This is a genomic window from Erwinia sp. MYb416 (assembly GCF_037479575.1).
GTDB classification, from domain to species: domain Bacteria; phylum Pseudomonadota; class Gammaproteobacteria; order Enterobacterales; family Enterobacteriaceae; genus Erwinia; species Erwinia rhapontici.
Genome location: NZ_JBBGYT010000441.1, coordinates 240696 through 255105, shown reverse-complemented (window position 1 = coordinate 255105; position 14410 = coordinate 240696). Strand labels below are relative to the sequence as shown.

The window sequence follows — 14410 nt, the reverse complement described above, 5'->3', positions numbered from 1 at the left end:
CAAAACCAGGGCGGGCGCGAACCCGCCGCTGGCGGTTAACTTCCAAGACGGCTGGTGCGGGTTTTCACCGGCGCCACAGGCGGCGGCGTAGCCTCCAGCGGGCGGGCAACAATCCCGGTAATACTCTCCATCGACTTGAAGGTGCAACTACAGTTCAGGTTCTGGCACTGATGATAACGCTCCTTGGTTTCGCTGCTGAGAATACGGCTGGAACGGGCATGGCTGTTATGTTGGCAAATCGGGCATGGCATCATGGTTGACCTCCAATGGTCATCAGTTAAACTCACACATTGTGAATAAAACTAATTATATTCACTTTAAGTGAATCATCAAGTGGTTTTTTCACTTCCTGTGACTTTACTCGGTTTAACGTCAATGTCCCAGGTTTCACCACCCACCGATTTTTCCAGGTTCACCGTTGTACGAAATCCATTATTATCAATCACATGATTCACTTTGATTACTGTCCACTGTTGGGCATCAATCATCGTTTTGAACCCGCTCAACCGTATCGGTGTTTCCGGTATCAACACCGGCATTCCTTGAGCAATCACAAAACTCATGCTAGCGGTCATCGCCTGGCGTTTCTTCCAGTCAGCCTTCGCGGCTTCCATCGCCTCTTCCTGCGTTTTAAATACCCCAGGTATCAGAGCATAACGTTCATAAAGCGGCTGCGGGATGTCCTGCCTGGCCGCGCCGGGAAAACGATCGGGTTGGTTTTCAGGAATGACTCGGAACACTCTCACCGTGCCACTGCTGGCTTTATCGAGCTGCATCCATTTGGCCTTAACGCCACTAAAATGCATCTGTGATACCACCTGATAATCATGCTTATCACCGTCTTTACGTGTGAGCAGAAGTTGTGGGATCGCCTGCCCGCTGACGGTTTTGTTCGCCCCCCGTACCAGCATCAACACTTTGTCCTTCTTGATCGTGACCGTTGCACCATATTTTGTCGCCATCGTGGTCAGAAATTGCGCATCGGTAAGACCACTCTGATCTTCATGATCAATCTCAATTGAGGCCAGTTCATCAGCCACTTCAGCCCCAAGTTCATTGCGTTTCGCAATCTGCAATACCATGGCCCCCAGTGTGGTCTTATCGTATGAATGGTTTCCCTTTTCCATTAACGAATCACTCAGATTGGCGCTGCGCCCGACCAGCTTCAACTGATCGGGAGCACCGCTGTGATGCAACTCTTCAATAACAAAATCCCCTTTGCAGAACAGTGGCCTGCCCTGCCAGCCGATATACACCCGCAGGATAGCGCCACGCTGCGGCATCATGATCCTACCATCACTGTCATCCAGTAACAGCGTCAGCGCGTCAGCTTCTAAACCGCGAGCATCATCAATGGTCATACTCAGCAGGCGTGGCCGCAGGTTCTCAGTAATATCCAGATTATTCAGTAGGATCAGATAATCAGGTGCCAACGGCGCACCGATATCCACCGGTAAACTGTTATTCATAAGATGCTCCCTGCCAGGGTTGAGACCTGGGAACTCACATTGCCGTAAATTCGCTCCGCCTGCTGTTTGAGATCACCAAACATGGCACTTCTCGATTCATCGACTCGTTTCAGTTTTAGCGTAAAATTGATCTTCCGGGCCGTGCCGTTTTCCAGTAAGTCAGCATGTACACCGTTGATATTTTCAATGACAAACATGCCATAAAGAAATCCTTCACCATTGAGTAAAGGCCATGCCTGCCCCGCTTCTGCTATATCCATCAGCGCCGCCAACGCAGGAGCTCCCCCGGTGATTTCCGGGCGTAACTCGCCCAGCAACGTGATGTTTTCATCGCCGACACCGAGAAACTGTTGTGCCGGGCGAGTACCAATACGGCTGCCCGCTGCCCAACGATACGCACTTTCCTGCGTCATCGTCTGAAATGGCAAAGTGCGACGTTTAAAAATAAACATGCCGAGTATCATCATCATAGTTTATTGCCCCCAGAAGCTGCTGCGTTGGTTGATAGCGGCACGCGCCTGCGTTTGCTGCTGATGGTTGTCGATCATCGTGCGAACCTCCGCTTCCCCCATGCTTGTAGGAACGTTGATCACATAGCTGCTGTTAAAGGTGTTCTGCTGGCTGTTGCTGGCGCTGCCCGAAGTGACGGGTTGATAGCGGGCACCGCCAAAGGCGACAGGCGCGGGAGTATCCGGCGCAGCAAAGTCTGCGCCCCCCAGGGCGACCGAGGGACGTTGTGCTGACGGATCGTCATTCAGCGAGATTTTGGCATCGGACGATTTTTTATCGATGACTCCGAGTTTTTCCAGCAGCCAGCTGACTTTCCCACCGAGCGTACGTAAAATCGTCAGGGGTAAACTCAATCCATTTACCAGGGCCTCACCGACAAAACGCCCAAGATTCCCCAGCTGCTCCAGCTTCTGCGCCGTCATTTCAATCGGTGAGAAAAACGCCTTTATACTGTCAAAAGCACTGTCAATCTGCTTACCTGCCTCATCAAAAATGACCGTTAACGGTTTAAATGCCTCGAATAGTGGCGTCAGCACAGCACTGATCCCTTCAACCACCCCGCCAAAGAACGCGCTGAGCGGCTCCCAGTACTGGTAAATCAACGCAGCAGCGCCGACGATAGCAGCAATCACAATCCCTATGGGCAACGTGATCGCCCCCAGCGCCGCAACAATCGCCCCGCCAGCAAAAGTAAACACGCTACTTAGAATCCCGGCACCCGCCATCAACAGATTCAGGCCACTGAGTACCGGCACCACCACGGAACCGATCCCGCCGAGTGCGGCAATCAGCAGCCCGCCCCCCGCCACCAGTTGGGTGATCCCGCCTGCCAGCGTAGGGTTGTCCTGGATCCATTGATCAACGCCGGTTAACAGCCCGGTGGCGGTCTGCGTCAGGGAACGCAGCGTACCGTCCAGTTGGGTAAACACCGTCAGGCTGATGCTGTCGATCGCCGCATTAAGCTGGCCGATATCCCCTGCCAGATTATCAGCCTGTGGTGCTACAGCGGCTCCTGACGCTGCACTCACCACTGCAGTACCGGCAGTCGCCTGCTCATAGCCCGGTTTCAGCAGCTTTGCACCAAAGGAGGCAACGCCCATTGCCCGGCTGCTGAAGCTGCTGACTTTGTCCACGACCGCCTGCCCGGCCTGATAGCGCTGGCCGACATTATCCATACCCTTACTTAGCGTCTGCCGCCGCTCGCTGGCCTGCTGACGCCGTTCGTCTGTCCGCTGACGGGCGATCTGCTGCAACCGCTCCTCACTCAGCTTCAGCCCCTCTTTACGATGGCGCTGGTTGACCTCATCACTTAACGTGGCCGCCTTCAGGGCGATACGCTGCTGAAACATCGCATTACCGAGGGATTTGGTCTCCCCCGGCAGATCATTGAGGAACAAATTCGACCGGATCACCGCTTTGCGCAGGCCGTCCAGACCAAGGTTAATACTCATCGCTATTCTCCACTCTGCATGCCGCTGCGCACGATCGCCTTATGCCGCCAGTCGATCAGTTCCGCCAGCGACATGGGGTTCATTTCTGATGGCGGCCAGTGAAAAACGGTCGCAATGTCGGCCATCAGATCATCCACCGTCAGGTCGTCGGGCCAGCGGACGTGTCCGGCTTCGCGGATAAAAAACCGATCACCCTGCCACCGAGTTCGATCAGATCGACCGGGTCCAGATTCAGGCATTCTGATTTCGTCAGGTTCGGCAGGGTGATGCGTGGCAGCACGGTGATCAGTGCCTCAACGTCCGATCCGGCCAGATCCACCAGCCGGGTTCCGCGCAGTGCGCCGGCGTTGGGTTTGGTCACCTCTACGCTGGTAATCAGGGTTTCACCACGGGCAATGGGGGTCACCAGGGTGACCAGGTTGTCTTGCTGTTGCATGGACTTTCCTTACGTTTAGAGAGAATGCGGGGCGGGCATGCCCGACCCCTACGAATTGCCGATGTGGGGCGGGCAGGCCCAACCCCTGCGAATTGCCGATGTGGGGCGGGCAGGCCCAACCCCTGTGAATTGCCGATGTGGGGCGGGCATGCCCGACCCCTGCGGATTACGCCAGACCGATGTTCTGACGGTGCTGCGCCAGACGATCGACGCCGTTCACGATCTCAACCATGTTGATGGTGTCAATTTCGATCAGCGCCTTACCGTTCCAGGTCAGCTTGTAGTAAGTGCATTTGGTGGTGATTTTGGTTTCACTCTCTTCACCCTGCTTGCTCTCACCGAAGTCGAACTGCTGGTGCTTACCGCGCAGCTCTACTTCAACCGCCACCGTTTCATCGGTGTCGTCACGCTGATAAGAGCCCATAAAACGCAGCGGCACCGTTGCTCCGCCCCACTGGCTGAGAATGCGGTCATCCAGCCCGGCAATGGTCCATTCCAGATCCAGCGCATCGTCTTCCAGACCGTTATCAATGTGCGCCACGCCGTTCATACCGCCGCCGCGATAAGGGTCGAGTTTGCGTGCCAGTTTTGGCAGCGTCAGCGAGGTCACCACGCCCTGGTAGCTGTTGGCATCGTTAAACAAATTCAGGTATTTCAGTTTTTTTGGCAGTGCCATAAGAGTGTCTCCTTAGCTGTTGACGGAAGCGGCAAAGTTCGCCAGATAGCTGTCAGTAATGCGCTGGCGCAGCGTCATATCTTCCAGCGGCGGCACCGGGGTGTAGTCGTAGTCGATAAACAGTTTGCCCGCCTTCAGGGTTTCCTGGGTGTTGGCGCTTTCGTCGTACCAGCAGTTGGCGCCCAGTAAATACCCGGCGTTAATCAGCTCGCGGAATTTGGCATTGATACCGGCGATAATGTCGCGCACCAGCGTCGGTGACAGCGGTTTATCGTTGGCCCACATGTGCGCATCGGCCATCGTGTCAGCAATCACCTGCGCCGAGCGGGTGTAGTTTTCAAAGGCAAACAGCGGGTCATCGCTACAGGTGCGGTTGCCCCAGAAGCGGAAACCGTCTTTGCGGATGAGCGTGGTGACGCAGGCTTCGTTCAGCAGATCGGCATCGGTCCCTTCCTGTTGCAGGTCCCAGAATACCGAGGCGGAGACGCCCGTTACGCCGTTAACGCCAACGTTGGACAGGGTTTTATGCCAGCCGGTGTCGTTGTCGATTTTGGCGCGCAGGCCCAGCGCACGTGCGGTGGCATAAGCGGTATCTGCCGCGCTGGTCGTGGTGTTCCAGGCCACAAAGTCCGGCCAGATCACCATCAGCTCACGCTGGCTGAAGTTCTCGCGGTAAGCGATTGCCTCGGTAATGGTTTTGCAGCCATACGCCGAGATATAGCCGAAGGCGCGCAGCTGCTGGCAGACCGCTGCCAGTGCGGTAGACACCTCAAGAGAGTCATGGCCCGGTACACCGAGGATGCGCGGCTTAACGCCGAGATCGGTCTGCGCACTGAGCAGGGCTTTCATACCGGTATAGCGGCCGTTGGCATCGCTGCCGCCGATGATATTGCTGGTGGTTTCGGCAGCGTCTTGACCTTCCGCGACACGAACGACCACGGTGACCGGTTTGCTCTGGTCAGCAATGGCACGCAGCGACTGTGCCAGCGTACCTTTGGTACCGGCTTTGCCCACGGCGGCCAGTACATCGGTGATCAACACCGCGGTATTCAGCGGGAAGGTGGTGGTATCGGCATCTTCTGCGGTACAGATCATGCCGACAATGGAAGTGGAAACCGTTGAGATACTGCGGGTTCCGTCATTCACTTCTACGACGCGGACGCCGTGGTGATAATTAGCCATCTTTATTGCACTCCGTTGTTGGGGTGAGGTCATGATGACAAGAATTTAATATGCAGGCATGCGATGGGCGTTGTGGGGAGTAAGGGACAACGTGGAATTTAAAAGTCATTTAAAAACAGAAAGTTATATGGATAATAAAATAAATAAAGATCTGCTTTTACACGCATGGAACCAATAAAAAGGCTCCCCTGAGTTGCCAGCAGGGGAGCCGTATTGAAATAACACGTTTTAGGTAAGAGATTACGCGCTGCGATACCAGCCCATCAGTTTAATAAAGCTTCGTCAGGATTATTTCGGGACTTCAGGCCAGTGCGCATCGGATAGATCAACGGTATTAACAGCATCAATGTAATCCATCCACATACCAAGCTTTTCCGTCTCACTTTCAGTCAGCGGTCTTTTCATCAAAAGCTTTGTATTCCAGATACTGATTGATTCACGGGCGTATGACAACCTGGCCTGGCGTTCTGATTCAGCAAATTGCATCAGCACTTCAGGCGTGGGGCCGGGCATATCTTCAATAATGGGAAATCCTGCGGAATCGACGCTGATAATTTTCCCTTTATTCTGTGCACTAATGAGCTCAAGCCACAACGTATCGCTAATCTCTACCGATTCAATACCTTCAGGCTTAGTTGAGTAAAAGCCAACAGGTGAGGTGCTTTTTGTAAAATACTTAGGCATTGGTCTTCACTCCCATAATCAGCAATCGAATAGGTGCGTACCCCGCTGGACGACTGTTCCATTGGCTGGCAATCGCTACACCTGTTGCTGAAACGCTCATAATTTCCATTCCTTCATCTGACACCCCTCCGGAGATAATTCCCGCTGTTTCCGATAAAATGGCCCAGGCCTCTGAATCGTAGGCAAGAGGAAATGAATAGGTAAATGATTGCCCATTCGTCAGCGCAACAGGAGTTAATGTCACCATCTGAATAACAAGATAATTAATGGAATTTCCCGATGTTAAAAATGGAATTTTCACTATTAACCCACCAGACGTGCTCACTGATACCGCTGGCAGTTTCGCCCCTTCCCCCATCCCCAAATTTTTCAGGAATGTGGCGACGTTATCAATATCCGCACCGTTCTTCGCCTTATCCATCTTTTCGGCAAGTCCGGCATCCACAAATGCCTTAACTTCAATCACCTTGTCATCAACGTATTTGCGCGTGGCTATGACCACCGACGGGTCAGTCTTTAGCGTCACCGCCTCCGTACTGCTGACCACCAGGATCATCCGCACCGTCTGCGTACGGCCACTGCCCTCTTGTAGCTGCGGTTTATAGGTTTCCGGGCAGTTAGCCACCGCGATAAGCACGTTATCAGCATCAAACAGACCGAGTTCGCGGATCCAGTAACCGCCCTCACTTTCCGGGATAATCTGCTCGGCAACGATCTGACTGTTATTCGCCGGATCAACGCTGAGCGAATTCAGCGGTGCACGGCGCTTTTCACCAACCAGTGTCGTTTGTTTCGCTCCAGGGGTGGGCAGCTTGCCGCCACCGTCGCCAACGGCCATCTGCGTAATCTGTAGCTTTGTCCCCAAAGCCGTGGCATTTGCCAGTTTTGCTGCACCGATCTCGGTGAGCAATGCGTAATATTTTGATGTCATAAGTTTACTCTCAGGTTGTCGATAATATGAAACTCATCCACGGGAGGAAGGTGCCTGGCGCGGCATTGTTCTTCAACGATCCGGTCAGACAGATAAAATGCCCCAGTGGTTAACCGACCAGATCCAGATAGCCATCTTTATTACTCCCTGCTGTTGAGTAAGGCCATGATGACAAGAATTTAATAGGGGGGCATGCGATGGGTGTTGTGGGGTAAAGGGTACAACTGAGAACAAAAAATGATGAGGATAATGGGAGGAAGTAGGTGTGCTGCTGCATATATTAACAACAGCACACTTTGTTATTAAACCGTAGGCGGGACGGGCCAGCTATAGGTCGTTGAAACGTCGATCGCTTTCACTTGAGTTTTATAATTCAGCCATAACATCAACTTGCTTTTATCATTATCGCTGATTGAATCCAGCTCTAACGCCGTACGCCAGTCAAGCATAACGTCATCAGCATCGGCGAGCAGAGCTGCTCTCTGCAATTCTGCATCCGCGATGGCAGCAGCGTTTTGAGCATTAATGTCTGTTTTCCAGACAGTTTCTGACCAGAAATCATAAGCAGTCGTGGGCACACTGGTCGTCAATGAATCATCCAGTTCGCCCAGTGTTTTTACCGTTACCGCTTCTCTGCTCGTTTTATGATAGGCGATGCTGCCGCGCAGATCGGTAACCTGATCCCACTGCGCCCCGTTCCATACTCGCGAATAGCCGGACACTTCTGAGGGGGCTAAATGCAAAGTAGAATATCCAGGCGTGCCTGTTCCAGCCAGAATACGCACCTCATATGTCGCCATAAACTCCCCCGTAAATGGGTTAAACTCACTGACAGATACGATATGAGTCTCTGTTGCATTACCATTTACATCAAATAAATTAGTCATTATTTAGCCCTCACAATCATATTCCAGGCAACGTTGCGAGGTCTGTTTTCTAACGCAGTGGGAACAACCATCGAAGGATCTAATGTTAACTTTCTTGGCCTCATACCTGCTTTGACTTCGCTGTTTGAAAATGAACTGTTGATCAGATCACATTTGAAGGCACCGCTCACTGCTGGTGTGCCCGTCCAGAAAAGTGAATATCCTCCCACCTGCTCAAGAGTTGCTGTGAAATTACGCATTGCATCTCCTTGTCCACTCATGAGTTCACGCCCAGAATCTCCACCACGCCCATTATCCCAGCCTCGTACAAATTCATCGCGCATGTCCATGGGCAACTTATTTTTTGGGTGTAGTTTTGACAGCAGAGGATATTTCACACCATCAAATGACTGGCCCATATAAGGGATGAATTCCATTTTCATCTCAGACCATATTTCATTTGGCATCAATTCAAGAGGCCAGTATGTTAGCGAACCAATTAAAGGACTCCCGTATTTAGCTGCAAGTACTGCATCACCCAACCCCAGGTTATTGATAAACGCCGCGACATTGGCAATATCCGCACCGTTCTTCGCCTTATCCATCTTTCCGGCAAGCCCGGCATCCACATACGCTTTGACTTCAATCGACTGATCGTCGACGTATTTTCGCGTGGCCAACACGATTGAAGGATCAATATTCAGCGTCACCGCCTCCGTGCTACTGACCACCAGGATCATGCGCACCGTTTGCGTACGGCCACTGCCTTCCTGCAACTGCGGTTTATAGGTTTCCGGGCAGTTAGCCACCGCGATCAGCGCATTATCGGCATCAAACAGGCCGACCTCGCGGATCCAGTAGCCGCCCTCATTTTCCGGGATAATCTGTTCAGCAACGATCTGGCTGTTATTCGCCGGATCAACGCTGAGCGAATTCAGTGGCGCGCGGCGCTTTTCACCGACCAGCGTAGTTTGCTTCGCGCCAGGTGTGGGCAGCGTGCCGCCACCGTCGCCGACCGCCATCTGCGTAAGCTGCAATGTTGTGCCTGTAGCCGTGGCATTTGCCAGTTTCGCTGCACCGATCTCGGTGAGCAGTGCGTAATATTTTGTCGTCATGTGTTCACTCTCAGGTTGTCGATAATATGAAGTGCAGCACCGCTATAGCTGTAGCCGCCCGCGGAAATAGCGTCTGGCGCATAGGGATAAACCGTCAGCTCATCCCCGCTATAACTGGCGGCGGCTGCCCATAGCTTCCCGCTGGAATCCAGGTTGATGACCAACCCGGTGAGCAGACGACTCACGGGTTTCGCATCCCCTATCAGACGCTCCAGTTCGTTGTACATCTCCTCAGTAATGCCGGTTTCCAGCACCCCGATATCAAGACGGAAAGTGCCGGGTGGGGCATTGTTCTTCCACCATTCGGTAATGCGAATGAGATACCCCAGCGGCTCCACCACGCGTCGGATCGCAGCAATAGTGCCTTTACGGCGGTGAACGAACTGCGAGGCGGCAACCACCGCGCGCTTCGTCTCCTCCGGCCAGGTTTGATCCCAGCGATCAACTGACCAGGCCCAGGCCAGGTAGGGCAACAGCGCGACCGGGCAGGTTTGCGGGTTCCACAACGTGCGCAGCGGCACCGGCAGCTGCTGGAGGCTGGCGCAGGCTTCTGCGGCCGCGACTTCCAGCGCAGACGACCCGACAGGCAGCAGGCGATCACTCATCGGAACCTCCCACGCTGATCGCACGCCCGGTGCACCAGCCCGCCTGGGTTTTATCCAGCACCACATCCTGCGCAGGCTGGGCCAGTTCCACGCGCTGCACCCCTTCCACATGCAGGGCGGCGAACAGGGCTGAGCGGCGGATATCACGTCCCAGCCGGCTTTGTGCGGTGACAAAGGCCGCCAGCCGTGCTTCCGCTGCGGCGCGGATCGGCTCGGCCTCCGGGCCGGGGTAGAGGAACAGCGTGGCATCAACGCTGTACTCAACGATGTTGGCGGACTGCACGCTGACGCGATCGGCCACCGGGCGCACATTTTCATCGTTAAGAGCAATATTGACCGCGGACAGCAGCGCGGCACTGGCCTCCCCACGCCCTTCACGCGACAGCACGGTGATCAGCACTTCCGCCGGAGCCGGGCTGGTGGCGCTCACGTCAGCAATACGGCCATCAGCACTGCGGGCATGGTATTCATAAGCCCCCGCCGGCCCCGCCACGCTCAGCCCTTCAAAGGCCTGAGCAATGCGCAGACGGAAGTCCTCATCCTTTTCCATCACCGCAGCAGTCGGCGGCAGCGTGCTGCTGTCAGCCGGGCTCAGCACCAGGCGGGTCACGCCGTTGTTCATTCCCAGCTGATCGAGGTCGCCTCCGGTAGCCCAGGCCACCATCGTGGCTTTGGCGGCTTCATTGATGCGCTGTCGCAGGATCAGCTCGCGGTAGGTGTTCTCCTGCAACAGCTTGACGATGGGCTCTGACTCAAGCTCAAGGGTCCGGGTTATCGCCGCCTGCTGGTCGGCCGGATATAGCGCCACCAGCGCGACCTTGCGCGCCTGCAACAACGTTTCAAAATCGAGCGCCTCAACAACGTTCGGCGCAGGTAGCTGACTTAAATCAATCGTGGCCATAATCATTCACTCACTGGAATGGAAAGAGAAAAAGGGGACTGGCTGAGGCTGCCCTGCAGCGCCACCACCATGCTGCCGTCGAATCCGGGCTGGTAGCTGATGCTGTCCAGCGCAATGCGCGGCTCCCACTGCAACAACGCCACATAGCAGGCCGACATAATTTGCAGGCGCAGTGCCTCGTTTTGTGGCTGGTCGATCAACATCGACAACAACGATCCATAGTTGCGGCGCATCACCCTGCTGCCCTGAGGCGTGAGCAAAATGTCGCGTACCGACTGACGGATATGATCCCGATCCGTCAGGGCCAGACCGCTGTCACGTTGCATACCGAGATAGTTTTCTGTACTCATTGCGGCCCCGCTGTTTTGCTGCCGCCACTTTCCACACCCGCGTGGACGTGACTGTGAACGACAATGCCGTTAGACGACAGGCTGCCCCCGCTGTGGCTGATATTGCCCTTCAGGGTGCCTCCCCCGGTCAGTTCAAACGTCGCGGCTTTCAGCTGCTGCGTGCACTCCACCAGCGGCGCATCAAGGGTGATGCTGACCGCCGCCGTGATACGCGCAGACTGAATGCCACTGGCCGTCAGTGCCCCGCTTTCCGGTTCATAGGCCAGTTGCGCGCCATCGGGAAACGTCCAGTGCACCGCATTCTGTGAGGCCGAAGGGGCCGGAAAGGCATCCGAAAAAATGCCCGCCAGCACAAAGGCGGTGTTCAGCTCTCCCCCCAGAGCGAGCAGAAGTACCTGCTCCCCTGGAGAGGGGGCATGCCAGCTGCGGACCTGCCCTGCACTCCCGCTTAACCAGGGCAGCCAGGTGGTGAGGTTGCCTTCACTTTGCACCCGACATCGTGCCCGGACGGTATCCACCTCGCTGACGGTGCCAATGCGCAGCAGGTTGTGCAGCTGGCGCCGGGTTTCACTGACAAATTCATTCATAACGCTCTCCTCCGTCATCTCAGATAGCGGGCCATTCACTGACCAGTTGTTGGTTGATATAAAGTTTCCAGGGGCGGGAAACGGCTTCCGGCGGCAGCGGTTCCGGGACGTGCGTGACGTGCAGCGCCCCGTCGTCTTCGCTGACCAGCACCCGCTCGGTCAGCAGGATCACCACGGTGAAATCGCCGTTGGTAGTGCTGCTGAACACCATGCCGTTCTCGCGCCTCGCAGGGGTGGTCATCAGGTCAGGCTGGTTCTCCCGCAGCCACAGCAGCAGGGCTACCACCAGAGGGTCGATGTCACCACCGGACTCGCTGAGGGTGATGCGTAACCGGTACTGATATTCAAAACTCAGTGAGGCGGCGGGCGTGCAGGCCACCACGCCCTGTTCCAGCGCGATTGTCAGCCGTTCAGGGTGATCCTTGAGTTGCGGTACGCGGGCCAGTAACGCCTCGCGTAGCTGGTTGGGCTTTAACATCATGTTGCTCCTGACACTGTTTAAGGGTTTCGACTTGCAGGCCGCACGTCAGCAGTGCCTGCTCCAGCTGGCGGATCGTGTTCAGCAGATCCCCCTGTGTTTCCGGCTGACTGGCCGGGATCGAACAGCTGCTGACGATCGGACAACCACGCCAGATAATCGTTGGGGGTGGCGAAAGCGGGGTGCTGCTGCAACCGGATAATGCCGTCAGGCAAAGCAGCATCGCTCCAGCGTTGAAGTGCTTCATTGCTGCGTATGATCCTTTGATCGTTAAGTTGTTGTTTCATTGTGAGATCGCGTGCGCTCAGGAGTGACTGACGCAGCGTGCGTTCTGCCTCGGCCTGGCGGGCGATCTCGCCCTGTAGCTGTGTGATCACCTCATCGCGTTGGATCATTCCGGTGGTGAGCTGCGCATTCGTCCGTTGCAGCGCAATCTGCTCGCTGTGCAGGTGCGCCATATAAAGGGCTGCGCCGCCCAGCATCCCCATCAGTAGCAGGAGCAAAACAATCCACAGGCGATTCATTGCGCCCCCTTCAGGCACAGGGCGCGCTCTGCCGTTCGCCGCGTCTCAATCCCCTTATTGCGCACCCCCTTCACATAGACCCAGCGCATCAGTTGATCGCAGGCCGCCGCCCACTGTTGTTGATTGATCAGCCGGGCGTAAGTCGAGCGGCAAACGGCACCCACTCCGACGTTAAACGCGAAAGAAACCGTGGCGTCATACACCCCCTGCGGCATGGCAACGGGCATACAGCGTGCAATACCGCTTTCCACTCGCTGTACGTCATCAATCAGATTTACCGCGATCTGCCGTTCATTCACCTCCGTGGTCGGTATAACGCCCCGGGTATGTCCAATCCCGTTAGTCCAGACGCCGGCGCTGCACTGATACGGCGAGGTACGGCAACCTTCGGCGTTGGCCAGCAGCAGCAATCCTTCGCTGGAGATGGTTAGCGTGGAAAAGGAAGGCAGTGAGATCGCCAGTGCCATCACCACCAGCACCGCACACTTCTTAGCTGTTGAATTCATCCACATTCCTGCCCGTTTGCCGCTGTTGCATCAGCCGCCAGGTCTTACGGCGGTAATGCCAGTTGATAAAGAAATTCGCGATGTTGATGCCCAGCGTGATGACCGCCACCAGCGCGCCCACCATAAAAGCGATGTCCTGCACCGTGTGGCGCCCTGACCACATCATGATCGCGCTGACCAGGTACCCAATCAGGGAGCTGTTTTTTTCCATCAGTCAGCTCCACAGATTCAGCGTTTCATGCGTGGCTGACAGTGAAAGCGTTGGAAGTTCTACCGGATAGCCATGAGGCAGCAGTGCCCCCCGTTCAGCCAGCCCGGGGTTGGCAGCGTAAACCTGTTCCACGACCTGCCGCGTACGGCCATAGTGGCGAAAACAGATCTCATCGACGCTGTCGTCCTGCAGGGCATAAATTTTCATGTTTCACTCCCCCGTAACGGGTATTGCGATAATAGAAACGGCAAAGCGTGGGAACGGTCACCTCACCGCAATCTCACTCTGCCGGGTAAGCACAATCAGTGTGCGTTTTCGACGATCGCGGCTCAATCCGGGGCTGTTGTAGGGAGGGTGTGACAACGCAAGGGCATCAGACAGATGAGATGAGTCGCCTCTGAACGGCGAAAAAAAGGCAAAAAAAACCCCCTAAACGGGGGCATCAGCAGAACATCGCGCAGAGGGGGTGGGATCCGTTCCGGGTACGCGAGGGCCTGCACCCGCGGGGAACAATGTGTACCCGCCAGGCTGTCAGGAAGGCGTTAGCACTCAGGCGGTGGAGAAAAGACGACCGAAAACTGCGTGTTTTTGAGCTCGACGCCACGGGCAATATCGGCAATCAAATGCAGTGCTATCTCGCGGTCACGCTCCCGGCAGGTGCCTTCAGAGGTTAATCTTGCTATCAGTTCTACGCGTTCCAGAATGACGCGTTCAGCTAATTCTTTGTCCACAACTCCCCCTCCATATCACTGTACATACATACAGTATCATAGCGCTTAACAATAAGAAAAGTTTTTTGCTTGTACTGCAGACAATCTTTATCACCATGATAATTATCAAATTATTACTATTGCTCTAAAGAAGAAACATACCATCGCCTGCCGTATTTATTTCAGGCCTGCACGCCCGCCATGGGGGGTTCAGCGTA

At 55.1% G+C, this 14410-nt stretch carries 22 protein-coding genes; all 22 read right to left on the bottom strand.

Going from position 1 to position 14410, the window contains the following annotated elements:
- Positions 1–35 precede the first annotated feature (35 nt).
- Entirely contained in the window at positions 36–254 is a 219-nt protein-coding gene (locus tag WH277_RS24660) for an ogr/Delta-like zinc finger family protein (protein WP_133842455.1), read from the bottom strand.
- Positions 255–329: 75 nt separating this feature from the next.
- Complete coding sequence (locus WH277_RS24655) at positions 330–1469, bottom strand: contractile injection system protein, VgrG/Pvc8 family (RefSeq protein WP_133842456.1); 1140 nt, start codon at positions 1467–1469, stop codon at positions 330–332.
- The gene (locus WH277_RS24650) at positions 1466–1939 is read right to left on the bottom strand and encodes a phage tail protein (RefSeq protein ID WP_133842457.1); all 474 of its coding nucleotides are present in this window, start codon (positions 1937–1939) and stop codon (positions 1466–1468) included. The genes WH277_RS24655 and WH277_RS24650 overlap by 4 nt, the downstream gene beginning before the upstream one ends.
- A gap of 3 nt (positions 1940–1942) precedes the next feature.
- The gene (locus WH277_RS24645) at positions 1943–3430 is read right to left on the bottom strand and encodes a phage tail tape measure protein (protein ID WP_339507281.1); all 1488 of its coding nucleotides are present in this window, start codon (positions 3428–3430) and stop codon (positions 1943–1945) included.
- A gap of 2 nt (positions 3431–3432) precedes the next feature.
- The gene (locus tag WH277_RS24640) at positions 3433–3555 is read right to left on the bottom strand and encodes a GpE family phage tail protein (protein WP_197931249.1); all 123 of its coding nucleotides are present in this window, start codon (positions 3553–3555) and stop codon (positions 3433–3435) included.
- Positions 3556–3569: 14 nt separating this feature from the next.
- Positions 3570–3866 carry a phage tail assembly protein gene (locus tag WH277_RS24635; RefSeq protein WP_133842460.1) on the bottom strand — a complete coding sequence of 99 codons (297 nt, stop codon included), beginning with the start codon at positions 3864–3866 and terminating at the stop codon, positions 3570–3572.
- A gap of 166 nt (positions 3867–4032) precedes the next feature.
- Positions 4033–4542: a phage major tail tube protein gene (locus WH277_RS24630; RefSeq protein ID WP_133842461.1), complete on the bottom strand. Its 510-nt coding sequence runs from the start codon at positions 4540–4542 to the stop codon at positions 4033–4035.
- Between the two features lie 12 nt (positions 4543–4554).
- A complete protein-coding gene (locus tag WH277_RS24625; RefSeq protein ID WP_259151881.1) occupies positions 4555–5724 on the bottom strand; it encodes a phage tail sheath protein in 1170 nt (389 codons plus the stop codon).
- A gap of 288 nt (positions 5725–6012) precedes the next feature.
- Entirely contained in the window at positions 6013–6408 is a 396-nt protein-coding gene (locus WH277_RS24620; RefSeq protein ID WP_339507280.1) for a tail fiber assembly protein, read from the bottom strand.
- Positions 6401–7339, bottom strand: a complete 939-nt coding sequence (locus WH277_RS24615; RefSeq protein WP_339507279.1) for a phage tail protein — start codon at positions 7337–7339, stop codon at positions 6401–6403. The genes WH277_RS24620 and WH277_RS24615 overlap by 8 nt, the downstream gene beginning before the upstream one ends.
- Before the next feature lie 302 nt (positions 7340–7641).
- Complete coding sequence (locus WH277_RS24610; protein WP_212813318.1) at positions 7642–8226, bottom strand: tail fiber assembly protein; 585 nt, start codon at positions 8224–8226, stop codon at positions 7642–7644.
- On the bottom strand, positions 8226–9320 hold the full coding sequence (locus WH277_RS24605; RefSeq protein ID WP_133842466.1) for a phage tail protein: 1095 nt from the start codon (positions 9318–9320) through the stop codon (positions 8226–8228). The genes WH277_RS24610 and WH277_RS24605 overlap by 1 nt, the downstream gene beginning before the upstream one ends.
- The gene (locus WH277_RS24600) at positions 9317–9925 is read right to left on the bottom strand and encodes a phage tail protein I (RefSeq protein ID WP_212813319.1); all 609 of its coding nucleotides are present in this window, start codon (positions 9923–9925) and stop codon (positions 9317–9319) included. Before WH277_RS24600 ends, WH277_RS24605 begins: the two co-directional genes overlap by 4 nt.
- Positions 9918–10826 carry a baseplate assembly protein gene (locus WH277_RS24595; protein WP_133842468.1) on the bottom strand — a complete coding sequence of 303 codons (909 nt, stop codon included), beginning with the start codon at positions 10824–10826 and terminating at the stop codon, positions 9918–9920. Before WH277_RS24595 ends, WH277_RS24600 begins: the two co-directional genes overlap by 8 nt.
- A gap of 2 nt (positions 10827–10828) precedes the next feature.
- On the bottom strand, positions 10829–11176 hold the full coding sequence (locus tag WH277_RS24590) for a GPW/gp25 family protein (RefSeq protein WP_133842469.1): 348 nt from the start codon (positions 11174–11176) through the stop codon (positions 10829–10831).
- The gene (locus WH277_RS24585; RefSeq protein ID WP_159336829.1) at positions 11173–11763 is read right to left on the bottom strand and encodes a phage baseplate assembly protein V; all 591 of its coding nucleotides are present in this window, start codon (positions 11761–11763) and stop codon (positions 11173–11175) included. The genes WH277_RS24590 and WH277_RS24585 overlap by 4 nt, the downstream gene beginning before the upstream one ends.
- A gap of 19 nt (positions 11764–11782) precedes the next feature.
- A complete protein-coding gene (locus WH277_RS24580) occupies positions 11783–12241 on the bottom strand; it encodes a phage tail protein (protein WP_167863374.1) in 459 nt (152 codons plus the stop codon).
- The gene (lysC, locus tag WH277_RS24575) at positions 12174–12488 is read right to left on the bottom strand and encodes an Rz1-like lysis system protein LysC (RefSeq protein WP_133842471.1); all 315 of its coding nucleotides are present in this window, start codon (positions 12486–12488) and stop codon (positions 12174–12176) included. The genes WH277_RS24580 and lysC overlap by 68 nt, the downstream gene beginning before the upstream one ends.
- A gap of 273 nt (positions 12489–12761) precedes the next feature.
- The gene (locus WH277_RS24570; protein ID WP_133842472.1) at positions 12762–13271 is read right to left on the bottom strand and encodes a lysozyme; all 510 of its coding nucleotides are present in this window, start codon (positions 13269–13271) and stop codon (positions 12762–12764) included.
- A complete protein-coding gene (locus WH277_RS24565) occupies positions 13255–13482 on the bottom strand; it encodes a hypothetical protein (RefSeq protein WP_167863316.1) in 228 nt (75 codons plus the stop codon). Before WH277_RS24565 ends, WH277_RS24570 begins: the two co-directional genes overlap by 17 nt.
- 3 nt (positions 13483–13485) lie before the next feature.
- On the bottom strand, positions 13486–13689 hold the full coding sequence (locus tag WH277_RS24560) for a tail protein X (RefSeq protein WP_133842474.1): 204 nt from the start codon (positions 13687–13689) through the stop codon (positions 13486–13488).
- A 335-nt stretch (positions 13690–14024) separates the two neighbouring features.
- Positions 14025–14213 (bottom strand): hypothetical protein, encoded by a 189-nt coding sequence (locus tag WH277_RS24555; RefSeq protein WP_133842475.1) that lies wholly within the window; start codon positions 14211–14213, stop codon positions 14025–14027.
- Positions 14214–14410: the final 197 nt, after the last annotated feature.